At 61.7% G+C, this 23,913-nt stretch carries 26 protein-coding genes; 21 read left to right on the top strand and 5 right to left on the bottom strand.

The window, feature by feature from the left end; translation table 11 throughout:
• From mbhE to JNL55_RS02070, 17 genes are all read left to right on the top strand, one after another.
• Window positions 1-1,320: hydrogen gas-evolving membrane-bound hydrogenase subunit E (mbhE, locus tag JNL55_RS02150; RefSeq protein WP_293848683.1), on the top strand; the 1,320-nt coding region annotated here is incomplete at its 5' end.
• A complete protein-coding gene (locus JNL55_RS02145) occupies window positions 1,320-1,664 on the top strand; it encodes a Na+/H+ antiporter subunit C (protein WP_293848681.1) in 345 nt (114 codons plus the stop codon). The genes mbhE and JNL55_RS02145, both read left to right, overlap by 1 nt.
• Entirely contained in the window at window positions 1,661-3,292 is a 1,632-nt protein-coding gene (locus JNL55_RS02140; protein ID WP_293848679.1) for a monovalent cation/H+ antiporter subunit D, read from the top strand. The genes JNL55_RS02145 and JNL55_RS02140 overlap by 4 nt, the downstream gene beginning before the upstream one ends.
• Complete coding sequence (locus JNL55_RS02135) at window positions 3,289-3,774, top strand: Na+/H+ antiporter subunit E (RefSeq protein ID WP_293848677.1); 486 nt, start codon at window positions 3,289-3,291, stop codon at window positions 3,772-3,774. Before JNL55_RS02140 ends, JNL55_RS02135 begins: the two co-directional genes overlap by 4 nt.
• Complete coding sequence (locus JNL55_RS02130) at window positions 3,771-4,052, top strand: K+/H+ antiporter subunit F (RefSeq protein WP_293848675.1); 282 nt, start codon at window positions 3,771-3,773, stop codon at window positions 4,050-4,052. The genes JNL55_RS02135 and JNL55_RS02130 overlap by 4 nt, the downstream gene beginning before the upstream one ends.
• Window positions 4,052-4,366 (top strand): monovalent cation/H(+) antiporter subunit G, encoded by a 315-nt coding sequence (gene mnhG, locus JNL55_RS02125; RefSeq protein WP_293848673.1) that lies wholly within the window; start codon window positions 4,052-4,054, stop codon window positions 4,364-4,366. The genes JNL55_RS02130 and mnhG overlap by 1 nt, the downstream gene beginning before the upstream one ends.
• A 49-nt stretch (window positions 4,367-4,415) precedes the next feature.
• Complete coding sequence (locus JNL55_RS02120; RefSeq protein WP_293848671.1) at window positions 4,416-5,405, top strand: acetoin utilization protein AcuC; 990 nt, start codon at window positions 4,416-4,418, stop codon at window positions 5,403-5,405.
• 89 nt (window positions 5,406-5,494) lie between these two features.
• On the top strand, window positions 5,495-6,757 hold the full coding sequence (gene glyA / locus JNL55_RS02115) for a serine hydroxymethyltransferase (RefSeq protein ID WP_293848669.1): 1,263 nt from the start codon (window positions 5,495-5,497) through the stop codon (window positions 6,755-6,757).
• 45 nt (window positions 6,758-6,802) lie between these two features.
• The gene (nrdR, locus tag JNL55_RS02110; RefSeq protein ID WP_293848668.1) at window positions 6,803-7,309 is read left to right on the top strand and encodes a transcriptional regulator NrdR; all 507 of its coding nucleotides are present in this window, start codon (window positions 6,803-6,805) and stop codon (window positions 7,307-7,309) included.
• A gap of 6 nt (window positions 7,310-7,315) precedes the next feature.
• Entirely contained in the window at window positions 7,316-8,434 is a 1,119-nt protein-coding gene (gene ribD, locus JNL55_RS02105) for a bifunctional diaminohydroxyphosphoribosylaminopyrimidine deaminase/5-amino-6-(5-phosphoribosylamino)uracil reductase RibD (protein WP_293848667.1), read from the top strand.
• 67 nt (window positions 8,435-8,501) lie between these two features.
• Window positions 8,502-9,095 carry a riboflavin synthase gene (locus JNL55_RS02100; RefSeq protein WP_293848666.1) on the top strand — a complete coding sequence of 198 codons (594 nt, stop codon included), beginning with the start codon at window positions 8,502-8,504 and terminating at the stop codon, window positions 9,093-9,095.
• A 25-nt stretch (window positions 9,096-9,120) separates the two neighbouring features.
• Window positions 9,121-10,227, top strand: coding sequence for a bifunctional 3,4-dihydroxy-2-butanone-4-phosphate synthase/GTP cyclohydrolase II (ribBA, locus tag JNL55_RS02095; protein WP_293848664.1), 1,107 nt, complete (start codon window positions 9,121-9,123; stop codon window positions 10,225-10,227).
• A gap of 77 nt (window positions 10,228-10,304) precedes the next feature.
• The gene (gene ribE / locus JNL55_RS02090) at window positions 10,305-10,781 is read left to right on the top strand and encodes a 6,7-dimethyl-8-ribityllumazine synthase (RefSeq protein ID WP_293848662.1); all 477 of its coding nucleotides are present in this window, start codon (window positions 10,305-10,307) and stop codon (window positions 10,779-10,781) included.
• Window positions 10,781-11,239 (top strand): transcription antitermination factor NusB, encoded by a 459-nt coding sequence (gene nusB / locus JNL55_RS02085; RefSeq protein WP_293848660.1) that lies wholly within the window; start codon window positions 10,781-10,783, stop codon window positions 11,237-11,239. The genes ribE and nusB overlap by 1 nt, the downstream gene beginning before the upstream one ends.
• 64 nt (window positions 11,240-11,303) lie before the next feature.
• Entirely contained in the window at window positions 11,304-12,284 is a 981-nt protein-coding gene (gene thiL, locus JNL55_RS02080) for a thiamine-phosphate kinase (RefSeq protein WP_293848658.1), read from the top strand.
• Window positions 12,281-12,760, top strand: coding sequence for a phosphatidylglycerophosphatase A (locus tag JNL55_RS02075; RefSeq protein ID WP_293848657.1), 480 nt, complete (start codon window positions 12,281-12,283; stop codon window positions 12,758-12,760). Before thiL ends, JNL55_RS02075 begins: the two co-directional genes overlap by 4 nt.
• Window positions 12,761-12,818: 58 nt before the next feature.
• Window positions 12,819-14,132: a serine/threonine-protein kinase gene (locus JNL55_RS02070; RefSeq protein WP_293848655.1), complete on the top strand. Its 1,314-nt coding sequence runs from the start codon at window positions 12,819-12,821 to the stop codon at window positions 14,130-14,132.
• A gap of 49 nt (window positions 14,133-14,181) precedes the next feature.
• Here JNL55_RS02070 and JNL55_RS02065 read toward each other — a convergent pair whose 3' ends face one another.
• The 5 genes from JNL55_RS02065 to JNL55_RS02045 form a co-directional block, all read right to left on the bottom strand.
• Window positions 14,182-14,739 (bottom strand): hypothetical protein, encoded by a 558-nt coding sequence (locus JNL55_RS02065; protein WP_293848653.1) that lies wholly within the window; start codon window positions 14,737-14,739, stop codon window positions 14,182-14,184.
• Between the two features lie 90 nt (window positions 14,740-14,829).
• Complete coding sequence (gene folE2, locus JNL55_RS02060) at window positions 14,830-15,663, bottom strand: GTP cyclohydrolase FolE2 (protein ID WP_293848651.1); 834 nt, start codon at window positions 15,661-15,663, stop codon at window positions 14,830-14,832.
• A 140-nt stretch (window positions 15,664-15,803) separates the two neighbouring features.
• Entirely contained in the window at window positions 15,804-17,693 is a 1,890-nt protein-coding gene (gene dxs / locus JNL55_RS02055) for a 1-deoxy-D-xylulose-5-phosphate synthase (protein ID WP_293848649.1), read from the bottom strand.
• Window positions 17,694-17,781: 88 nt separating this feature from the next.
• Complete coding sequence (locus JNL55_RS02050) at window positions 17,782-18,723, bottom strand: polyprenyl synthetase family protein (protein ID WP_293848647.1); 942 nt, start codon at window positions 18,721-18,723, stop codon at window positions 17,782-17,784.
• Between the two features lie 5 nt (window positions 18,724-18,728).
• Window positions 18,729-19,013, bottom strand: coding sequence for an exodeoxyribonuclease VII small subunit (locus JNL55_RS02045; protein ID WP_293848645.1), 285 nt, complete (start codon window positions 19,011-19,013; stop codon window positions 18,729-18,731).
• Window positions 19,014-19,244: 231 nt separating this feature from the next.
• Between JNL55_RS02045 and JNL55_RS02040 the strand changes: the two genes are divergently transcribed.
• The 4 genes from JNL55_RS02040 (at window position 19,245) to parE (ending at window position 23,766) form a co-directional block, all read left to right on the top strand.
• Entirely contained in the window at window positions 19,245-19,661 is a 417-nt protein-coding gene (locus JNL55_RS02040; protein ID WP_293848643.1) for a rubrerythrin family protein, read from the top strand.
• A 139-nt stretch (window positions 19,662-19,800) separates the two neighbouring features.
• Complete coding sequence (locus JNL55_RS02035) at window positions 19,801-21,177, top strand: heterodisulfide reductase-related iron-sulfur binding cluster (protein ID WP_415922983.1); 1,377 nt, start codon at window positions 19,801-19,803, stop codon at window positions 21,175-21,177.
• Complete coding sequence (locus JNL55_RS02030) at window positions 21,167-21,763, top strand: DUF3501 family protein (RefSeq protein ID WP_293848639.1); 597 nt, start codon at window positions 21,167-21,169, stop codon at window positions 21,761-21,763. The genes JNL55_RS02035 and JNL55_RS02030 overlap by 11 nt, the downstream gene beginning before the upstream one ends.
• 113 nt (window positions 21,764-21,876) lie before the next feature.
• Window positions 21,877-23,766, top strand: coding sequence for a DNA topoisomerase IV subunit B (parE, locus tag JNL55_RS02025; protein WP_293848637.1), 1,890 nt, complete (start codon window positions 21,877-21,879; stop codon window positions 23,764-23,766).
• Window positions 23,767-23,913: the final 147 nt, after the last annotated feature.

The raw sequence follows: 23,913 nt of genomic DNA, 5'->3' as shown, positions 1-23,913 counted from the left end.
CCGGAGGGCGTGCTGACACCGATGTTCCGTCGCTTCGATGGTAAGCGCGCGTTCGCTGTCTGGCAGGTCCGAATGGTCCGCGGGGCAACCGGTTTGGTGCGGGCCATCTCTTCGACTCGCTTGCAGACTCAGTTGGGCTTGATCGTGCTCGCCGTCATCGCGGCGGCCACAGTCGCTACGGTCGGTCGCTTGCAGTTCGATCTCACCACCAGCCTGACGCGCGTGGATCCGGCGTTCGCGTTGATGTGGCTGGTTGGCGGTGCTTGTGCCATCGGCGCAGCGCTGCAAGCGAAGTTCCACCGGCTCGCGGCGCTCATCATGGTGGGCTGCACGGGCTTGGTTACATCGCTCACCTTCGCTTGGTTCTCCGCGCCGGATCTGGCGCTGACTCAAGTGAGCGTGGAAGTCGTTACCACGGTGTTGCTGCTGCTCGGACTGCGCTGGATGCCCAAGCGTCTGCCGATGGAACTGCAGAACCGGAATGGGCCGCGAGCTCGAGCGCGTCGCCTGCGCGATGCCACGCTGGCCATCATGGCAGGAACGGGGCTCGCGATCTTGGCCTACGCGGTGCTCACCAAACCGGCCGGGCCTGGCATCAGAGATTTCATCGTGGCCAACGCGCTGCCCGGCGGTGGCGGACAAAACATCGTCAACGTGATTCTGGTGGATTTCCGCGGCTTCGATACTTTCGGCGAAATCACCGTGCTCGGCATCGTGGCGCTGACGATCTACAAACTGTTGCGACGGTTTCGGCCCGCGCCGGAAAGTATGGAGTCGACCAACTCGTCGAAACAGCGTGACCCGGCTCGCGATCTTCCCGATCCGCTGGCGCCGGTGCCCGCAGGCGTGTTGGGCGTGCCGGCGGTGTTGGGACGAATGTTGTTGCCGATGGCCGGCGTGGTTTCGATCTTCTTCCTGCTGCGCGGTCACAACGCGCCGGGCGGAGGTTTCGTCGGCGGTCTGGTGATGGCCACCGGCTTCATCGCTCAGTACCTGGTCAATGGCACGTTGTGGGTCGAGTCGCGGCTGCGCATTCATCCGCAGTATTGGATCGGTGCCGGTCTGTTGTTCGCCGCCGGTGCCGGTGCGCTGGCGTGGTTCGCGTCGAAACCGTTTTTGTCGGCGCTGGTCTGGGAGCCGGAGGTGCCGTTGCTCGGTAAGTTGCATTTGTCGAGTGTGCTGGTGTTCGACCTCGGGGTTTATTTCCTGGTGGTGGGCACGACCACGCTGATGTTGATCGCGCTGGCGCACCAGTCGTTGCGCAGCCATCGCCGCGCCGGGGATGCAGAGGAAATGACCAGTATTCGGATGGTGCGCTGATGGAGCTGATTTATTCGCTCGCAGTCGGAGTGTTCTGCGCGTGTGGCGTGTGGTTGATGTTACGGCCGCGTACTTTCCAAGTGATCCTGGGCTTGGCGCTGCTGTCGTATGCGACCAATTTGTTTATTTTCGCCATGGGTCGCCTGACGCTGGATCGGCCGCCGCTGATCGATCCGAGCGTGATCCCGGATCCGTCGCTCTATGACGATCCCATTCCGCAGGCGCTGGTGCTGACGGCCATCGTGATCGGCTTTGCGACCACGGCGTTGTTCCTGGTGATGTTGATCGCTTCGCGCGGCTTCACCGGCACCGACCACGTCGACGGTGTGGAGAAGGGCGAATGAACGCTCTACTGCAACACCTGCCGGTGCTGACCATCGTGCTGCCGCTTGTCTGCGGCGCGGTGCTGCTGTTTCTGCCGCCCTCGCGCGCGGCGCTCAAAGCATCGATCTCGCTGTTCACGACGCTGTCGCAGGTAGCGATTGCTGCGTATCTCTTGTATCGATTGATCGTGCCGCAGCCTGGTCTGCTCGAGCATGGCGTCGAGGTGTATGTGCTCGGCGGCTGGGTTGCGCCGTACGGCATCGTGCTGGTGGTGGATCGATTGTCGGCATTGATGTTGGCGCTGAATGCGGCCATCGCGTTGCCGGTGCACATCTATTCGCTGGCGCGTTGGGATCGCGTTGGCGTGCACTACCACTCGCTGTTGCAATTCTTGTTGATGGGCTTGAACGGCGCATTCCTTACCGGCGATCTGTTCAACCTGTTCGTGTTTTTCGAGATCCTGCTGGCGGCCTCGTATGGCTTGCTGTTGCACGGTTCGAACTCGGTGCGCGTGAAGGCAGGCTTGCACTACGTTGCGGTGAATCTCACCGGCTCGTTGATCTTCCTGATCGGCGCGGCCTTGATTTACGGCGTCGCTGGTACGTTGAACATGGCCGACTTGGGCGTGCAATGGGCCGGTATGGCGGCCGAGGATCGCAGCCTCTTCGAAGCCGGCGTCGGCATTCTCGGCATCGCGTTCTTGATCAAGGCCGGTATCTGGCCGCTCAATTTCTGGTTGCCGACGGCGTACACCGCCGCCAGTCCACCAGTGGCGGCGATGTTTGCCATCATGACCAAGGTCGGCGTTTATGCACTGCTGCGCATGGGCTCGCTGCTGGCGCAGCCGGATGCACCGGCGCCATTCGCTGGCCCTTGGTTGTTCTACGGCACGGTGGCGACCATGTGGTTCGGCATCGGCGGCATGCTCGCGGCCAAACAGCTGACGCGGTTGGTGGCGTTCTCGGTGATCGTTTCTTCCGGCACGTTGCTGGCGGTGGTGGCGCTTCGTATCGAAGCTGCGACCGCGCCGGTGCTGTTGTATCTAATCGCGTCTGTTCCGGCGGGCACGGCGTTCTTTTTGATCGCCGGCATGAGTGAGCGATTGCGCATCAACGCCGTCAACGAAACCATGGCGCCGCAGCCGACCACTTACACTGCGTTCATGGCCGGCGAGCCGCAAGAGGCCGAGGCGTCCGACAACGAGCTCGATGAAGTGGGTGTCGCCATTCCCGCGGCGCTGGCGTTCCTCGGCATGGCGTTTGTGAGTTGCGTGATTTTGACCACCGGCCTGCCGCCGCTGGTGGGCTTCCTAGCCAAGTTCACATTGATCTCGGCGCTGCTCGGCGAGGCTATCGAAAAGTCTTCCTTGGATGCGTGGTTGCTGATTTTCTCGTTGCTCGCCGCCGGTTTTGCCGGACTGATTGCGTTGACCAAACGCGGCATTCGCAGCTTCTGGTCGAACGCGCGTGCCACACCGAGACTGCGCTTCATCGAAGCTATTCCAGTCGCGTTCTTGATCGTGCTGTGCGTGACCATGACCATCGTCGCCAGCTCGGTGATGGACTATCTGGAACTCGCCGCTCAGTGGTTGCACGAGCCCAGTGCCTATATTCGCGCGGTGCTGCCGAACGTCGGAGCGCCGCTATGAAACGCATTCCCATCCTGTTTCCGCTGGGCCTGACGGTGCTGTGGCTGGTGCTCACCGAGTCGGCCTCGTTAGGCAACATCTTGTTGGGCCTGGCGGTGGCGTTCGGCATGGTGCTCAGTTTTCAAAAGCTGAGGCCGGTCACGCCGCGCCTGCGACGCATGCATCTGGCGTTTGGCTTGTTGTTCGTAGTGCTCATCGACATCGTGCAATCCAACCTCGCGGTTGGGCGCATCGTGCTCGGGCTCACCGGCAAGCGTGAGGTCAAGAGCGGCTTCCTCGACATTCCGCTCGATCTGCACGATCCGCACGGATTGGCGGTGCTCGCGATGATTTTGACGGCCACGCCTGGCACGGTCTGGTCGGGACTGGCCGACGATTCATCGGTGCTGACGTTGCACGTGCTGGATCTGCAGGATCCGGATCGTTGGACCCACACGATCAAGCAGCGCTACGAGCGGCCCCTCATGGAGATCTTCCAATGAACCAGATATTGGGCGCGGCGGTGTGGTTCGCGCAGTTATGTTTCGCGGTGGCGATGGTCAACGCCGCCATCGCCATGATGCGAGGGCCGACGGCGCAGGATCGTGTGCTCGCGCTGGATACGCTCTACATCAACGGCATGTTGACGTTGCTGCTATTGGGCGTGCGCTGGACTTCCGACGTGCATTTCGAAGTGGCCATGTTGATCGCGTTGTTTGGTTTCGTCGGCTCGGCGTCGCTGGCCATGTTTCTATATCGCGGCGAGGTGATCGAGCCATGATGCCCGATGTATCTATTTGGGTGGCGCTGCCGGCCACGGTGCTGCTGATCATCGGTGGGCTGCTGACCCTGGTCGGTTCCATCGGTTTGTTACGGCTGCCGAATTTTTTCATGCGCATCCATAGCGTTTCGATGGGCAACACGCTGGGCGTGGGCTGCGTGTTGCTGGCGTCGATGCTGATCGCCTCGGCGGTGGCGCATCGCCCGGTCATTCATGAGCTGTTGATTACCTTGTTCGTGGTGTTCACGGCGCCGATTACCGCCATCGTTTTGATGCAGGCGGCGATTCGCCGAACCAAGCCGCCCCGGCCCTGAAATGGGGTAGAGTTCGGCATCACCCCTAGTTTGGTCGCGCACCGCACCGATGTCCGAGGCCAGCCGCAGCGTTCTGCTCGTCTCCGGCGATGAAATCGCGCGCTATGGCTTTGGCGACGGCCATCCGTTTGGGACCGATCGGCACGAAGCATTCATGCGCGAGTTGCACCAGTGCGGCATGGATGGCCGGGTGCTGCGAGCCAGTGCACGAGCGGCCACTCGCGAAGAACTAGAGTGGTTTCATACCCCTGCTTATGTCGATTTGGTGCGTGAACGCTCCGTGACCGGGCATGGCTATCTGGATGCGGGCGATACGCCGGCATTTCGGGGCGTCTATGAGGCGACCAGCTCTGTGGTCGGCGGCACGTTGACGGCGGTGGAGGCGGTGATGACCGGCAAAGCGCGGCGTGCCTTCATTCCGATCGCCGGTCTGCACCATGCGGCACCGGAGCGGGCCGCGGGCTTCTGTGTGTTCAACGATTGCGGGATCGCCGTTCACTACTTGCGACACCGCCACCAGCTCAAGCGCATCGCCTACGTGGACATCGATGCGCACCACGGGGACGGCGTGTTCTACGCGTTCGAGGCCGACCCGGATCTGCTGTTCGCGGATCTGCACGAGGACGGCCGTTATCTATACCCGGGCAGCGGTCACGCGACCGAGACCGGGGCCGGCCCGGCCCGCGGCACCAAACTCAATATCCCGCTGGAGCCGGGCGCCGGGGACGATGAATTTCACCGGGCCTGGGCCCGCGTCGAGGAGTACTTGCTGGCCGGTCAGCCCGAATTCATCCTGCTCCAATGTGGCGCGGACAGCCTGGCAGGCGACCCGATTACCCATTTGCGCTTCAGCGAAGGCGCGCATGCCCATGCCGCGGCCCGCTTGTGCGCCATTGCCGACCAGCTGGGGCACGGCCGGGTGGTAGCCATGGGCGGCGGTGGCTACAACCGGCGCAACCTGGCCCGGGCCTGGAGCCGGGTGGTCGAATCGTTCCTGGACAGTGAAGCTCAGCAGGATGCGGTGTTGGCGGCTTCCTGAGGCACTGTGCCTGCTCGTCTGCGGTGCAGGTGCTTCCGCCGAACCAGCCACTTTCCCGTACAATCGGCGCCCCCACGACCGAGGTATCCATGTTTCCCGCCAATGCCACCATCGCCGGCTTCGACCCGGAGTTGCAGGTTGCGCTCGATGCCGAACGCCGCCGCCAGGAAGACCACATCGAGCTGATCGCTTCCGAGAACTACGCCAGCCCGCGCGTACTCGAAGCGCAAGGCACGGTGTTGACCAACAAATATGCCGAAGGCTATCCCGGTAAGCGCTATTACGGCGGTTGTGAGCATGTCGACGTGGCCGAGCAATTGGCCATCGATCGCGCCAAGAAACTGTTCGGTGCTGCCTACGCCAACGTGCAGCCGCACTCGGGTTCGCAGGCCAATGCGGCCGCGTACCTGGCGCTGATCAACGCGGGCGACACCATCCTGGGCATGAGCCTGGATCACGGCGGTCATCTCACGCACGGCGCCAAGGTGAATTTCTCGGGCAAGCTGTTCAAGGCTTACCAGTACGGCCTGGATCCGGCGACGGGTGAAATCGACTACGCGCAGGTCGAGCGTCTGGCGCACGAACATAAGCCGAAGCTGATCGTCGCCGGTTTCTCGGCGTACTCGCGCGTCATCGATTGGGAAAAATTCCGCAAGATCGCTGACGCGGTCGGCGCTTATTTCCTGGTCGACATGGCGCATGTCGCGGGTCTGGTTGCGGCCGGTGTGTATCCGAGCCCAGTGGGCATTGCCGACGTAACGACCACTACCACGCACAAGACGCTGCGCGGTCCTCGCGGCGGTTTGATCCTGGCGCGCCCGAACGAAGAGATTCACAAGAAGCTCAACTCGCTGGTGTTCCCGGGCACGCAGGGCGGCCCGTTGATGCATGTGATCGCGGCCAAGGCGGTGGCGTTGCTCGAAGCGTTGCAGCCCGACTTTGTTTCCTATCAGAAACAAGTGGTCGCCAATGCGCGCGCCATGGCGGCGGCTTTCATCAAGCGTAACTACAAGGTCGTCTCGGGCGGCACCGACAACCATTTGTTCCTGCTCGATCTGATCGGTCGTGACATCACGGGCAAGGATGCGGACGCGGCGTTGGGCCGTGCTCACATCACCGTGAACAAGAACGCCGTGCCGAATGATCCGCGCTCGCCGTTCGTCACCAGCGGTCTGCGCCTCGGCACGCCGGCGGCGACCACTCGCGGTTTCAAGGAAGCCGAAGTGACCGAAGTGGCCAACTGGATCGCCGACATTCTGGATGAGAATGGCAGCGAGGCGGCCGTCGATCGGACCCGGGCCAAGGTGGAGCAGATCTGCCGCAAGTTCCCGGTTTACGAAGCGGCCAAGTAACCAGGCGAAAGTAACCAGGGAACGACTCGGCGGTTTCTTCGGCATATGCACTGTCCGTTTTGTAATCACGAAGAAACCAAGGTCATTGATTCGCGGCTGGCGGGCGAAGGACAGCAAATTCGTCGCCGCCGCGAATGTTTGAAGTGCGTGGAACGCTTCACCACCTTCGAGACCGCCGAGTTGGTCATGCCTCGCATCGTCAAGAGCGACTCCAGCCGTGAGCCGTTCGATGAGGAGAAGCTGCGTAGCAGCTTACTCAAGGCGCTGGAAAAACGCCCCGTATCGAGCGAGGCGTTGGATGCTGCCGTGGTTCATATCTGTCACAAGCTGCGTGCACTCGGTGAGCGTGAAGTAGCCGCGCGCATGCTCGGCGAGATGGCCATGGAAGAGCTGCACTCGCTCGATGAAGTGGCCTATGTGCGCTTCGCTTCGGTGTATCGCAGCTTCCAGGACGTGGACGCGTTTCGCGAAGAGATCGAACGCATGCGCGCTCGGGCTCGCGACACCGAAGGGCAGTTGCCGCTGTGGCACGGCGGCGAAAAGAAAAAATAACCCGCCATGGTTGCCAGCTTCGACGAACGAATCATGCAGCGAGCCTTGGAGCTCGCCGCGCTCGGTCGTCACACCACGCCACCCAATCCCAGTGTCGGCTGCGTCGTCACGCAGGGTGAACGCATCGTCGGCGAAGGCTGGCATCGCAAGTGGGGCGAGCCGCATGCGGAGCCGTTGGCTCTGCAAGCAGCCGGTGCAGAGGCTAAGGGCTCGACGGTCTATGTCACGCTCGAGCCGCACTCCTATCAAAGTCGCACACCGCCATGCACCGATGCGTTGATTCGCGCTGGCGTGCGTCGCGTGGTTATCGGCGTGCTCGATGCGAATCCAAAAGTTAGTGGCGATGGCGTGCGGCAGTTGCAGGCGGCCGGTATCGACGTGCAAGTCGGTGTGCTGGCGGAGGCAGCTCGCGAACTCAATCTCGGTTTCGAGAAACGAATGACTACGGGCCTGCCGCGCGTGATTGTGAAATGCGCGATCAGTCTCGATGGCCGCATCGCGTTGGCGAACGGCGAAAGCAAATGGATCACCGGTGCGGCGGCTCGTGCCGACGTGCAACGGCTGCGCTCGCGAATGAGTGCGGTGATGACAGGCGTCGGCACTGTGTTGGCCGATGACCCGCAGTTGAACGTGCGAGATCCGGCCATAGAAATGCTCGGCAGGCAGCCGCTGCGAGTCGTGCTCGACAGCAAGCTACGCATGCCGCCGACCGCTGCGATGTTGAAACTGCCCGGCACCACGTTGGTCTTTACCGGGCCGGCATCGCCGATGACGAACGCAGCTGCCGTCACCGGCGAATTGCAACGTGCCGGCGCTGAAGTCAGGCTGGCTGACCTCGGCGCTGACGGCCGCAGCGATCTGAATTTCGTGCTGCAGGAACTGGGACGGCGTCTGTGTAACGACGTGTTGATCGAGGCCGGCCCGACGCTGGTCGGGCAGGTGCTGAGCCAAGGTCTGGCCGATGAGATCGTTGCTTACGTTGCGCCAGTGCTGCTCGGGCCGCAGGCGCGGGCCATGGCTGACTTGCCGGCCTTGCAGGCCCTGGATGGGGCGCAACGATATACAATGCACTCGGTCGAGCCGGTGGGCGAGGACGTGCGATTGATTCTGCGACCGCGCGCCTGACCGGTTGGTAGTCATTTTTCATTAGCCCCGGCTCGCAATAGCTGCGGCGATGCTGCAGGCTCTCGCAATGTTTACCGGAATCGTTCAATCAGTCGGCGAAGTGCGCGCGGTGACCTCGCGAGGCGGCGACGTGGAATTGTTGATTGGCGCGCCGGGCTTGGAGCTGGGCAATGTCGCCATAGGCGACAGCATCAGCTGCAGCGGTTGCTGTCTGACTGTGACGCGACTCGAGGGCGATGCGTTTGCTGCTGATGCCTCGTTAGAAACATTGAACGTCACCACGCTCGGCCAATGGAGCGCCGGCCAGCCGCTGAATCTGGAAAAAGCCTTGTGTGCTGGCCAGCCGCTCGGCGGTCACTATGTGACTGGCCATGTGGATGGCATTGCGACGGTGGTCGAGCGAGTCAACGATGCGCGTTCGATTCGTGTGCAGTTCGAAGTGCCGACACCGCTGGCTCGTTACATCGCACGTAAAGGTTCGGTGTGCATCGACGGCGTCAGCCTGACGGTCAACGATGTCGATGGCGCTCGCTTTTCCGTCAACTTGATTCCGCATACGCTCGAAGTCACCACACTCGATCATTATCGCGCCGGCACGCGCGTCAACATCGAGGTGGACATCATCGCGCGCTATCTCGAGCGACTGAACGCTCCCGCCTGAAATTGATTGCTGATTTGAGACTCGTATGAAGCTGAACACTATCGATGAGATCCTGGCCGACCTGCGCGCCGGCAAGATGGTCATCATCATGGACGATGAAGATCGCGAGAACGAAGGCGATCTGGTGATGGCGGCCGAGTTCGTCCGTCCCGAAGATGTGAATTTCATGGTGCGCTACGCGCGCGGCCTGATCTGTCTCACGTTGACGCGCGAGCGTTGCAAACAATTGCGTCTGCCTTTGATGGTCAGCGACACCAACATCGATCATCGCACCAACTTCACGTTGTCCATCGAAGCAGCCGAAGGTGTCACTACCGGCATTTCCGCGCACGACCGTGCTGCGACGATTCGCGCTGCCGTACGCCGCGACGCCAAGCCGGAAGATTTGCGTCAGCCTGGCCACATCTTTCCGATCATGGCGCAGTTGGGTGGCGTGCTGACGCGCGCCGGCCATACCGAAGCCGGTTGTGATTTGACGCGTCTCGCCGGCGTCGAGCCGGCTGCGGCCATCGTCGAGATCCTGAATGACGACGGCACCATGGCGCGCCGCCCGGATCTGGAAAAGTTCGCCAAACAACACAACTTGAAAATCGGCACCATCGCCGATCTGATTCGTTATCGGCTCGACAAAGAGCGCTCGGTGGAGCGCATCTCCGAACAGCAGGTGCAGACCGAGTATGGCGAGTTCCGCATGTTCTGTTACGAAGACCACGTCAATCGCACCGTGCACCTGGCGCTGGTCTCCGGCGAGCTGAGCGATGCCAAGCCGCCGCTGGTGCGCGTGCATCTGAAGAACACCTTGAGCGACGTGGTCGGCATTCACGAGCCGGCGCTGGGCTGGCCGTTGCGCTCGGCCATGGCGCGCGTCGCTAAGGAAGGCAACGGTGTGATCGTGGTGCTGCGTCCGGACGAGACGCCTCGCGATCTAATGGAGGCGGTACAGGCCATCAGCCAGCCGGAGACGGCCCACACGCCGCGCCACGTCGGCCCTGAGGTGCTGCGCACCTACGGCATCGGTGCGCAGATCCTCCGGGATCTCGGCGTGAGCCGGATGCGGGTGCTGTCGGCACCCAAGCAGATGCACGGCCTGTCGGGCTTCGACCTGGAAGTGGTGGAGTACGTAGACGGCTAGACGGCCAAAATGTCCTAACCGGCCGGGTGTCCTATATAATTCGCACCCCCCGTTAGCGGCGCTGCCTGCTCATCCCCATGGAATCCATCAAGACCCTCGAAGGCGACCTGCAAGTTCGCGAGCTGCGGTTCGCCATTCTGGCGTCGCGCTTCAATGAGTTCATCGTCGACCAGCTGGTGAAAGGCGCGGTCGACTCCTTGCGTCGCCATGGTGCGAACGACAAGCAAATCGAGCTGGTGCGCGCGCCTGGTGCGTTCGACTTGCCGGTGGTGGCTCGCAAGCTGGCGCTGAGCAAGCGCTATGACGCCATCATCGCGCTCGGCGCCGTGATCAAGGGCGCCACCGCGCACTTCGATTATGTCGCAGGCGAATGCGCCGGCGGCCTGGCTCGGGTGGCCAACGACACTGGCGTGCCGGTGTCCTTCGGCGTGCTCACCACCGACACCATCGAGCAAGCGGTGGAGCGGGCCGGTACCAAGGCAGGGAACAAGGGCGCCGATGCGGCCGTGACCGCCATCGAGCTCGCCAACCTGTTGCGTAAGATCGAAGCTTGATGACCGACGAAGCTCCCAAACAAATTGCTCGTGGCACCGGATCGCGCGCACGTTCGCTGGCGCGCAAGCTGGCGATGCAGGCGCTGTATCAATGGCAGTTGACCCAGCAGAGCGCGGACGAGATCAAGCAGCAGTATCTGGAAAGCGATGACTCGGCCGGCGTCGACGAAGATCATTTCGTCGAACTGGTGACCGAGTGCATCGAGCGCAATGTCGAGATCACCTTGGCGTTGAAGCCGTTCGTGGATCGGCCGCTGGAACAGCTGGATCCGGTCGAAGCCGCCATTCTGATGGTCGGCATGCACGAGTTGCAGAAGCGGCCCGATATTCCTTATCGCGTGGTCATCAACGAAGCCGTGGATTTGTGTAAGCGCTTCGGCGCCACCGACGCGCACAAGTACATCAATGCGGTGCTGGATCGCGCCGCTCGCGAGATTCGCGCCGCCGAGCGCAAGTAGCCGCTATTCCGGCCGGCGCCTGCAGGCGAGCGACAAGGTCGCCAATCGCAGTTACTCTTGCCCCATGAGCCTCGGAGAGTTCGACATCATCGCTCGCTACTTCGCTCGCAAGAGCGCGCGAGGCGATGTTTTGCTCGGCGTCGGCGACGACGCAGCCGTGCTCGACGTGCATGCCGGACGCAAGCTGGTGGTCGCCATGGACACCATCGTCGAAGGCGTGCACTTCCTGGCGGATAGCGATGCCGCCGACATCGGCTATCGCGCCATCGCGGTCAATCTCAGCGACCTGGCGGCGATGGGTGCCGAGCCGGCGTGGATGACCTTGTCGCTGTCGTTGCCCCGTGCCAACGAGCAGTGGCTGAATGGCTTTTCCAGTGGACTGTTCGAACTCGCCAACCAATACAACGTTGCGTTGGTCGGTGGCGATACCGTGCGCGGGCCGTTGGTCATCACCGTGCAAATCGCCGGCTGGGTGGAAGCGGACGCCTGGTTGACACGTTCCGGCGCCAAGCCGGGCGATCTGTTGTTTGTTTCCGGCATTCCCGGCGAAGCTGCGGCGGGACTCGCAGTGATGCAGCGACATATGTTGGGCGGCGAGTCAGCCGCGTTCCTCAAACATCGTTTCTTACGCCCGCGACCTCGCATCGAGCTGGGTCGCCAGTTACGCGCCGTCGCGACCGCGGCGATGGATGTTTCCGACGGCTTGCTCACTGACTTGAAGAAACTGTGTGTGGCCAGCGGCTGTGGCGCGCAGCTGAACGTCGATTCGCTACCTGAATCGGCCGCGATGCGTGAGCTGTTCGAAGCTGACGACGGCTTGCAGTACGCACTGGCTGGCGGCGACGACTATGAGCTGCTGTTCACCTTGCCGCCCGAGCGCGCCGCCAGCGTGCTCAGCTCGTTACAACTTCAGCAACGAGTGACTCAAATCGGCGTCATCACCGGCCCGGCCGAGGATGGCCCGGTGCAGTGCCTGCGCGACGGCCAGCCGTTCAGGATCAAGCGTGCCGGCTACGATCATTTCGCTGCCGGTGATCCTCAGTGAAGCAGTGGAGTGCCGACCCCGCCCTGATGCGCCAGCCGGTGCATCTGCTGGCGTTCGGCTTCGGCAGCGGCTTGTCGCCGTGGGCTCCTGGCACATGCGGGACGCTGGTCGCAATTCCGATTACGTTATTTGTGATGCAGTTCGGCTTTGCCGCACATCTGAGTTTCGCAATCCTCGCTGCAGCGGTGGGAATTTACATTTGCGGTGAGAGTGCCCGGCGGCTGGGGGTGCACGACCACTCCGGCATCGTGTGGGACGAGATCACCGGGTTTGCCATCACCATGTTGGGCTCACCCAGTGAGTTTTACTGGGTTTTGGCTGGCTTTGCGCTTTTTCGGCTGTTCGATATCTGGAAGCCCTGGCCGATCCGGGAGGCTGATCACAGTCTCCACGGCGGCCTGGGAATTATGCTCGATGACGTTATTGCGGGCCTTTTCGCGGCAGCGATTTTGCTCGGCATGCGGTACATCCTCTAGTGCATCGGTGGCGATTGCGGCCACCATGCGATAACGACGCAAGTCCAGTGAGCCGGTAGTGAGCCCGAGCAGTGAGATGGGCAGCCTGATGGCACAGCGCAACCCCAATCGTGAGCAGCGCATTCCCGAGAAGATCGGGAAATATGTCATCGTCAAAGAAGTCGGGCGTGGTAGCACCGGCGTCGTTTATCTATCCCACGATCCTTACTACCGTCGCGACGTGGCGATCAAGGTTTATAACCTCGAGTCGCACGACGAAGACCGCGCGCGCGTGACGCGTAAGATGTTCCTGTCCGAAGCGCACATGGTCGGCATGCTCCAGCATCCGAACATCCTGCCCATCTTCGACGCCGGCGAAGAGAACGGTCACTACTACATCGTTACCGAACACGTGCACGGCGCTCGCACGCTGTCCGCTTACTGCAAACCCGACAATCTGCTGCCCGTCGATGACGTGGTGGAGATCATGTACAAGTGCGCCAAGGCTTTGCATTACGCACACAGCCGCGGCGTCATTCATCGCGACATCAAGCCATCGAACATCATGCTCACGCAGGCCAATGACGTGCGCATCATCGACTTTGGTATCGCGCTGGTCGCGGACTCGGATATTTCCCGGATCGAAGGCATCGCCGGCAGTCCGTCTTACATGTCGCCCGAGCAGGTGCAGTCGCTCGATATCACCAATCGCTCGGATTTGTATTCGCTGGGCGCGGTGTTGTACGAGATGCTCACCGGCTTCCGTCCATTCCGCGGCGGCAATCTGTCCAAGCTGTTGCATCAGATCGTTTACGCCACGGCCCAGCCGATTCATGCGCTCCGCCCGGATATTCCGGAAGTGCTGGAAACGTCGGTGGCCAAGGCGTTGCAGAAGGATCCGGCCAAGCGCTATCGCAACGGCTTGGAGCTGGCTGCGGATCTGACGCGAGTTCACCAGGCGCTGCGCGATGGCACGTCCAAGCTGGACCGCCAGGAACAGTTTTCCATCCTGCGCACGCTGAAGTTTTTCCATGACTTCTCGCAGTCGGAAATTCTCGAAGTACTGCGCGCGAGCACGTGGCAGGACTACGAGGAGGGCGAGGAGATCGTCAAGGAAGGCGAGATGGACGATCGCTTCTACGTGATCGTGTCCGGCAATGTCGCGGTCATGCGTAATGGCAATGTGGTCGGTCAGCTCGAAGCCGGCGATTGTTTCGGCGAGACCAGTTACGTGCGCGGCGCCAAGCGCTTGGCGACCATCAAGGCGCTGACCGGCGTGACGTTGATGAAGGTCAGCTCGACGTTGCTTGAGCAGAGCTCGGCGGCGTGTCAGCTGCGATTCAACAAGGTGTTTTTGAGAAGCTTGATCAGCCGGTTGCAAAGCGCCAGCTAATAACGCCGCCAATGTTTACTTAAAAAAAACCGGGCTTTGCCCGGTTTTTTTATGGACGACGCAGCAGGGCGTCGGCGGCGCTCAGTAATGTGGGCGCGACTTGATCCAGGTGCTGCTTGACGATCGGTTCGACTCTGAATGTGGACGCCTGGTGCACGAATCGGCTCTCGAGCTGCCGCGCGATCACTTCGAACGGGTTACCTTCATAGCCGCGCCCGCTGATGTGGCCTAACGCATAAGCCAGGATGAATCGTTCGGTGCCGAGCACTTGCCACTGAACGGCGTGTACCAGCTCGTGAAACAGCAGCGCCTCGTCCGCCACTCGATTTCGGTCGACCAAGCACAGATCCAGGTAAGTGATGGCGGCCGAGTTCACCTGTTCGAAGTCGGCGAACTGATGCAGCCCGAGCGCGCTGAGCGGCGGTTTGGCGACGTGCTCCACCTCGACCAGCAAGGTTAGATTCAGAAAGTCCGCCGAGAAGTAGTGACCGAGGCGCGGAAAGCCTAGCGAGGCGACCGGGCGCGCGGCGGGCCGATGCGTTTCGACGATGGTCTCGATCCACTTCCGGAGGGCCGGAAGCCGGTCGTGCAGGGAGGCCGTGGGCATCGATAGCTCTGAAGCAGTCAGATTTGTAGGTGAAGTATCTACAAATCTCGACCGGGCGGCTATCGTCCCAGAGGTCTCCTAAAGACCCGGCTAGAGGCCTGGCACCTCGTCCTTGTTCTTTTCGATCAGCGCGTAAGCCGAGTGGTTATGGATGGACTCGAAGTTCTCGGCCTCCACCACATACGCCCGCACGCGATCTTCCTCGTTCATCCGGACCGCGACATCGCGAACGATGTCTTCGACGAACTTTGGATTCTCATAGGCGCGTTCGGTCACGTGCTTCTCATCGGCGCGTTTCAAGATGCCGAACACTTCGCACGAGGCTTCCGACTCGGCGATGTCGATCAACTCTTCCAGCCACATGTGGCCGTCGACCTTGGCCTTGATGGTGATGTGCGAGCGCTGGTTATGAGCGCCGTACTTGGAAATGTCCTTGGAGCAGGGGCACAGGCTGGTGGCGGCCACCACCACTTTGAGCCATAGCTCGGAAACGCCGTTGTGGAGCTCGCCGATCAACGAGGCTTGATAGTTCATCAAGCTTTCGACGCCGGACACCGGCGCCTTCTTCATCACGAAAAACGGAAACTCCATTTCGATGTGACCGGTCTGCGCGTTCAGCTTCTCGGTCATCTGCGCCAGGATGTCTCGGAACGATTCGACGGAGATCTCGCGCTCGTTGCCATGGAGCAGCTCGACGAAGCGTGACATGTGCGTGCCCTTGAAGTTGTGGGGCAGGGCGACGTACATGTTGAAGTTGGCGACCGTGTGCTGCTCGCCGCTGGAGCGGTCTTTCACCCGCACCGGGTGATACACGTCCTTGATGCCGACCTTGTTGATCGGAATACGGCGAGAGTCGGCACGCGCCTGCACATCCTCGATGGAGGTCGGAGGGGGCGAGGCCACGCTTTTGGGCAATGTCGACATACAGGATTTCCGGACCGGGCCGGAACTCCGGCCTTAGCTGGCTATCGATTTGGTCGGGCCAGTATAGATCAAGGGCCCGGGAGGCCGTTCTACCGTCCTGGAAATACTGAAATGCCCAAAATGGGCTGAATTTGCGCCCGCTAGCCCCCGACGGCGAGGCGTTTTTCGCCCTGCCACCAGCGGGTAATGGCCGATTCCAGGGACGCCAGGTCCAGGCCGGCGGCTGCCAGGCAGTCCTCGCGCGTGCCGTGTTCGATGAACCGGTCCGGGATGCCCCGGTTCAGGCTGGGTGGAATATGTCCGTGCGCGGCCAGGCATTCGGCGATGGCCGAGCCGGCGCCACCGGCGACCACGTTCTCTTCGACGGTGACGATGGCGCGATGGTTGGCGGCCACGCGCACGACTAATTCTTCGTCCAGCGGCTTGATGAAGCGCAGGTTCACCAAAGTGGCGTCGATCTTTTCGGCGATCCGCTCGCACAGCGGGACCATGGCGCCGACCGCGAAAATGGCCAATCCGCTGCGGCCTTCCCGCCGCACTTGAGCCTTGCCGATGGGCAACGCCCGCATGTTGGATTCGATGACCGCGCCTGGCCCCTGGCCTCGCGGATAACGCACGGCGGCCGGCACATTCGACTGCACGGCGGTGAACAGCATCTGGCGGCACTCGTTCTCATCGGCCGGCGCCATGATCAACAGATTGGGCACACAGCGCAGGAACGACAGATCGAAGCTGCCTTGATGAGTCGCGCCGTCGCCGCCGACCAGGCCGGCGCGATCGACTGCGAAGGTGACCGGCAGGTTTTGAATCGCCACGTCATGAATCAGTTGGTCATACGCACGCTGCAGGAACGTCGAATAGATCGCGACCACCGGCCGCAAACCTTCGCACGCCATGCCGGCAGCCAACGTCACCGCATGTTGTTCGGCGATGGCGACGTCGAAGTAACGAGTCGCAAACCGTTTGGAATATTCGACCAGCCCGGAGCCTTCGCGCATGGCCGGCGTGATCGCCACCACTTTGGGGTCAGCGGCCGCCATGTCGCACATCCATTGGCCGAACACTTGGGAGTAGCTCGGGCCGCTGGCCTTTTCCTTGAAGATCACGCCGCTCTTGGGATCGAATGGACCCGGCCCATGCCATTTGATGGGATCCGCTTCGGCCGGCGCATAGCCTTTGCCCTTGCGCGTAATCACATGCAGGAACTGCGGGCCTTTCAAATCGCGCACGTTCTTCAACGTCGCGACCAAGGCATTGACGTCGTGGCCGTCGATGGGCCCGATGTAATTGAAACCCATCTCTTCGAAAATCGTGCCCGGCAACACCATGCCTTTCATGTGTTCCTCGGAGCGGCGCGCCAGCTCCCACACGGTTGGCATGCGGCTCAATACTTTCTTGCCGCCTTCACGCAACGTCGCATACAACTTTCCGGACAGCACGCGCGCGAAGTAGTTGGAGAACGCGCCGACGTTTTCCGAAATCGACATGTCGTTGTCGTTGAGGATCACCAGCATGTCGGTATCGAGGCTGCCGGCGTGATTGAGCGCTTCGAACGCCATGCCGGCGCTCATGGCGCCATCGCCGATCACCGCGACGACGCGGCGTTGTTCCTGATTGGCAGCAGCAGCGATGGCCATGCCGAGCGCGGCGCTGATCGAGGTGCTGGAATGGCCGACGCCGAAGGTGTCGTATTCGCTTTCGCTGCGAGTCGGAAACGGCGCCAGCCCGTTCTTCTGCTTGATGGTATGCAGTTGATCGCGACGGCCGGTGAGCACTTTGTGCGGATAGGCCTGATGACCCACGTCCCACACCAAGCGGTCGTGAGGTGTCTCAAACACATAGTGCAAAGCTACGGTGAGCTCCACCGTGCCCAAGCCAGCGGCGAAATGACCGCCCATCTGGCTGACGGTGTCGATCAAATATTGGCGCAGCTCCGTGGCGACTTGCGGCAACTCGCTGGCGGCAAGCTTGCGCAGATCGGCTGGTGAGCTGATCGCGGCCAGCAACGGATGAGGCGTGGCGAGATTCATGACCGGCGCAGTCTACAGGAAAGCCACCAGGCGAAGGCTGGCGAGGCAGTGGCGGTTGATGGATGAATCGTGGCGCTCAAGAGCAGGCTCAGTACTTGCGCAAGACCAGCCAGTCCGACATGGCGGCCAGCGGCTCGGCGTCGAGTTCGGGATGATCCAAAGCTGCCAGCGCGCGAGCATGCAGGTCGTGCATGAGTTTACGCGACGCTTCGATACCCGTGACGGATGGATACGTAGGTTTGTCGAGCGCGCGGTCGGCGCCCGTAGCTTTGCCGATGACCGCAACGTCGCCTTCGACGTCCAGCAAATCATCCTGAATCTGAAAAGCCAGCCCGATGGCACGAGCATATTCGTCCAGCCCACGCCGAGCGGTTTCGGAAAGTTGGGGAGCGCAAGCGGCGGCCATGGCCACGCAGGCGTGAATCAATGCGCCGGTCTTGCGACCGTGCATCTCCTCGACTTCGGCGAGCGACAGTTTGCGACCGATGGCGGCGAGATCCAGCGCCTGTCCGCCGGCCATGCCGCTGGTGCCGCTGGCGACCGCGAGCAGTCGTACCAGCTCCAGCCGCACGTTCGCATCTTTCGGTAGTTTCGGATCGTTCGCCAATATCTCGAACGCCAGTACTTGCAACGAGTCGCCGACCAGAATGGCGGTGGCTTCGTCGAATGCCTTGTGACAGGTCGGCCGGCCGCGGCGCAGATCGTCATTGTCCATCGCCGGCAAATCGTCGTGAACCAAAGAATAGGCGTGGATCAGTTCGATCGCGCAGGCGGCGCCGTCGAGTTTGGATTCGTCGATGCCGAGAGCCGCGCCGGTGGCGTACACCAGCGCCGGCCGGACGCGCTTGCCGCCGCCGAGCACGCTGTAACGAATCGCTTCATGCAGCCGGCTGGGAGGCGCGTCGACAGAGGGCAGGCGAGCGGCCAGTTCGCGCTCGATGCGCGCTTGCCAACTTTTGAGTCGGGCAGCGAAATCCGCGTGCCGTCCCGCCGTCGGCGAGGGCTCGATCGGCCTGGATTGAACCGACATGCTGCTTACCGCTCGTCGTCCGCGTCGCTGTCGAAGGGGACGACGCTCAGATCGTCTTCGGCACCGCTGCGTTTGAGCAGCATTTCGACCTTGTGCTCGGCCTGTTTGAGCGCGCTCTGGCAGGAGCGGGTCAGTTGTACGCCGCGCTCGAATTGCCGGAGCGAATCGTCCAGCGACAGATCGCCTTCCTCGAGCTTGTCGACGATGGCTTCGAGCTCGGCCAGCGAACGTTCGAAGTCGGCGGCCGGGGGCTCGACGGGGGATTCGGTTGCAGGGAGTTTACTGGTCACGATGCGAGGTGATCGATGATGGGCGTCGTTGGCGGCGCGGCAAGCTTATAGCTTCTCAGCGGACAACGACAGTTGCTGCAGACCCCGAAAGGGCGGTTAATAGTGCGCGCAGCGATTCGTCCCCGGCGTTGACTCGGCGCGCGGCCGGGACTAGATTCTGCTCGATTAGACTATGTCTAATGCAACTGTTTTCGCCACTTCCTACCCCGCCGGCCATTGAGGTGAGCTGCAATGAAGAACCTGAAAGGTACGAGTACAGAGAAAAATCTGAAGGACGCCTTTGCGGGCGAATCCCAAGCGAATCGTCGGTATCTTTACTTCGCAGCGAAGGCGGATGTCGAAGGCTTCAACGATGTCGCGGCGGTGTTCCGCTCGACTGCCGAAGGTGAAACCGGCCATGCGCACGGGCACCTGGAGTATCTGGAGGCGGTAGGCGATCCGGCCACGGGTCTGCCCATCGGCCCGACCGGCGCCAACCTGAAGGCCGCCATCGCTGGTGAAACCCACGAGTACACCGACATGTACCCGGGCATGGCCAAGCAGGCGCGCGACGAGGGCTTCGAGGAGATCGCGGATTGGTTCGAGACGCTGGCCAAGGCCGAGCGCTCGCACGCCAATCGCTTCCAGAAGGCGCTCGACACGCTCTGATGATCGACCCAGTGATCGATCCAGTGATCGACTGAGAGTCGAGTTCGAACACGACGGCCGGCAGGGTTTGCTCTGCCGGCCGTCGCGCTTTCACGTTAGTCCCAGCCATCCGCCAGGTAACTGCGTGTCCGACACAAAAATAACCGCTCCCGGCAGCGCGGCCCGCGAGGGCAGTCTCGAAGCGCCGACCCGACATCCCATCGCCTGGAAGGATCCCGACTACGGCAACGAAGCGTCGCTGTTCAAAGAGCTGGAGCGCGTCTTCGACATCTGCCACGGCTGCCGGCGTTGCTTCAGCCTGTGCAACTCGTTTCCGACTCTGTTCGACGCTGTCGATGAGTCCTCCACCGGCGAAGTGGATGGCGTCCCGAAGAAGGTTTACTGGGATGTCGTCGACCACTGTTACCTGTGCGACATGTGCTACATGACCAAGTGTCCGTACGTGCCGCCGCATCCCTGGAACGTCGACTTCCCGCACTTGATGCTCCGAGCCAAGGCGTACAAGTTCAATAACGCGCCCGAAGGTGCGAAGCCGGTCACGACGCGCGACAAGATTCTTAGCTCGACCGACTTGGTCGGCAGCATCGCCGGCATTCCGGTGGTGGCCGAAGCGGTCAACGCCATCAACAAAACTGAATTCGGCCGCAAGCTGCTGGATAAAACCCTCGGCGTGCATCCCAAGGCGCCGGTGCCGGAATATCACAGCAACACCTATCGCAAGCGTCACGCTGCCAAAGATCATCCGACGTTGGATCCCAAGCCGGCCGGCGACACGCGCGGCAAAGTGGTGTTGTTTGCAACTTGCTACGGCAATCGCAACGAGCCGCACCTTGCTGAAGATCTGACGGCGATCTTCGAACACAACGGCATTGCCGTGACCATTGCCGGTCGCGAGAAGTGTTGTGGCATGCCCAAGCTGGAGCTGGGCGATCTCAAAGCCATCGAGCAGCTCAAGAACGACAACATCGGCGAGCTGGCGCGACTGGTGGACGAGGGTTGGGACATCGTCACGCCGGTGCCGTCGTGCACGCTGATGTTCAAGCAGGAGTTGCCGCTGATGTTTCCTAACGATCCGCAGGTCATCAAGGTGCGCGACGCCATGTTCGACCCGTTCGAATATTTATGGACGCGCTACAAGGCAGGCCTGTTGAGCACTGACTTCCCGCACAAGCTGGGCAAGATCAGCTACCACGTGCCCTGTCACTTGCGCGTGCAGAATCTCGGCTTGAAGACGCGCGACGTGTTGATGCTGGTGCCGGAGACGCAAGTCGATGCCATCGAGCGCTGCTCGGGGCACAACGGCACGTATGGCGTCAAAACCGAATATCGCGACATCTCGATGAAAATCGGCAAGCCGGTGATTCGTCGGGTCAGCGATGGCGGCGCCGATTATTATTCGAGCGATTGTCCGATGGCCGGTCATCAGATCGAGTCCGGCCTGGTCGGTGCCGATGCGGGCACGGCGGCGCCGCCGGTGCATCCGCTCACTCTGCTGCGGAGGGCGTATGGGATCTGACACAAAGGGCCGGCTGAGCCGGGCCGACTTGATGAGCCTCGAGCAGTACTCGACCAGCCGCAAGGAATTTCGCGCGCGCGTGCTCGAGCACAAGCGCAATCGCTTGATTGCCATCGGCCCCAATGTCACCTGGGCGTTCGAGGATCGGCTCACCGTTCAGTATCAGGTGCAGGAGATGTTGCGCGTCGAGCGCATTTTCGAAGCGGCCGGCATTCAGGATGAGCTGGACGCCTACAATCCGCTGATTCCGGACGGCGCCAACTGGAAGGTCACGTTTCTAATCGAGTTTCCCGATCCCGAGGAGCGCAAGCAGCGGCTGGCGCTGATGAAGGGCATCGAGGATCGTTGCTGGGTGCAGGCCGATGGCCAGGAGCGCGCTTTTGCCATTGCCGATGAGGACTTGGAGCGCGAGAACGAGGAAAAAACCTCCTCGGTGCACTTTCTGCGTTTCGAGCTGAGCGCGGCGGCGGTGGCCAAGATCAAGGCCGGCGGTGGGGTCAGTCTCGGCATCGATCACCCCAACTACGACTATTCGGTGGTGTTGGCACCGGCGCAGCGGGATTCCCTGGCCAAAGACCTGGGCTAAAGTCCTGGATTGCAGCGCCGGGGGCGGGTGCTGGCTGGATGTACAGCCGAAACTGCGTGCTATGATCCGCGCCGCCCAAATTTCTGCCCCCACCGAGGCTCGCTCGTTACCCGATGGCCCAGTCGTATAACGCCTCCGATATTGAAGTTCTCAGCGGTCTCGACCCCGTGCGCCGGCGTCCCGGCATGTACACGGATACGAGTCGGCCCAATCACTTAGCTCACGAAGTCATCGACAACTCCGTCGACGAGGCCATGTCCGGCCACGCCAAGCGGATCGACGTGAAGGTGTACAAGGACGGCTCGCTGGAAGTCGCCGACGACGGCCGCGGCATGCCGGTGGACATCCATCCGAAGGAGAAAGTGAGCGGCGTCGAGCTGATCCTCACGCGCTTGCATGCGGGCGGCAAATTTTCGGACAAGAACTACAAGTTCGCCGGCGGCTTGCACGGCGTCGGCGTGTCCGTCGTCAACGCGCTGTCGAAGAACCTCGAGACCTACATCAAACGCGGCGGCAAGGAATACAACATCGCGTTCGCTTCGGGAAAACTGAAGTCGAAGCTGAAAGTGATCGGCGAAGTGGGCGCCAAGAACACCGGCACGCGCGTGCGCTTCTGGCCGGACGCGAGCTTCTTCGAAGCACCGACCTTCTCGATTCCGAAATTGAAGCATGTGCTCAAGGCCAAGGCCGTGTTGTGCCCGGGCTTGCACGTCACGTTGGAAATCGAAGGCGGCGAGAAGGAAGAGTGGCAGTACTCCGGCGGCCTGAACGAATACCTCACCGAATCGCTCGGCCAGGGCGAGTGGCTGCCCCCGGAGTTGTTCTCCGGCAGCATCGAAGGCGAACAGGAGGCGGCCGAGTGGGCGCTGGCCTGGCGCATCGATGATGGCCCGCGCATCGAAGAGAGCTACGTCAATTTGATTCCGACCGAACAGGGCGGCACGCACGTCAACGGTCTGCGCGTCGGTCTCACCGATGCCATTCGTGAGTTTTGCGAATTCCGCAGCTTGTTGCCCAAGGGCCTGAAGCTGGCGCCCGAAGACGTCTGGGACGGCGTGACCTACGTGCTGTCCATGAAGATGAAAGAGGCGCAGTTCGCCGGCCAGACCAAGGAACGGTTGTCGTCGCGCGAAGCGGCGGCGTTCGTCTCCGGCATCGTCAAGGATCAGTTCGGTCATTGGCTGAACCAGCATCCGGAATCAGGCGAGAAGATTGCGCAGCTGGCCATCCAGAGCGCGCAGACTCGCTTGAAAGCGTCCAAGGCCGTCGCCCGCAAGCGCGTGGTTTCCGGCCCGGCGTTGCCCGGCAAACTCGCTGACTGTTCTTCGCAAGAGCCCGAGCGCGGCGAGTTGTTTCTGGTCGAAGGTGATTCCGCCGGTGGCTCGGCCAAGCAGGCGCGTGATCGCGAGTTCCAGGCCGTCATGCCTTTGCGCGGCAAGATCCTGAACACGTGGGAAGTGGATGCGAGCGACGTGCTGTCGTCGCAAGAAGTACATCACATCGCCATCGCGCTCGGCGTCGATCCCGGCTCGGACAAGATCGACGGCCTGCGTTATCACAAAGTTTGTATCCTCGCGGACGCCGACTCGGACGGTCAGCACATCGCCACTTTGCTGTGCGCGTTGTTCCTGCGTCACTTCCGTCCGCTGGTGTTGTCCGGCCACGTGTATGTGGCCATGCCGCCGCTGTATCGCATCGACTTGGGCAAGCAGGTGTACTACGCGCTCGACGATGCCGAGCGCTCGGGCATCATCGATCGATTGGCCGCCGAACATCCGCGCGGCAAGCCGACGGTCACCCGCTTCAAAGGTCTGGGCGAAATGAGCGCTCTGCAGCTGCGCGAAACCACCATGGCGCCGGAAACGCGCCGGCTGGTGCAGCTCACCGTCGAAGCCAAGGACGAAGCCGACCAGACCATGGACATGCTGCTGGCGAAAAAACGCTCGGGCGACCGCCGCGAATGGCTGGAGACCAAAGGCAACCTTGCCGAAGTCGCTCCGTAAGCCGCGCTCGTCCTTTAACGAACTCTGTTTGGAACTATGCCCACGCAACCTCCTTTGAATTTCGAAGGCATCGAGCGCCAGCCGCTGCGAACCTTCACCGAGAAGGCGTACCTCGATTATTCGATGTACGTCATTCTCGACCGCGCG

This window comes from Steroidobacter sp., assembly GCF_016790065.1.
Classification (GTDB): Bacteria; Pseudomonadota; Gammaproteobacteria; order Steroidobacterales; family Steroidobacteraceae; genus Steroidobacter.
The sequence above is the reverse complement of the archived record's forward strand: the minus strand, read 5'-3'. Positions and strand labels throughout refer to the sequence as shown.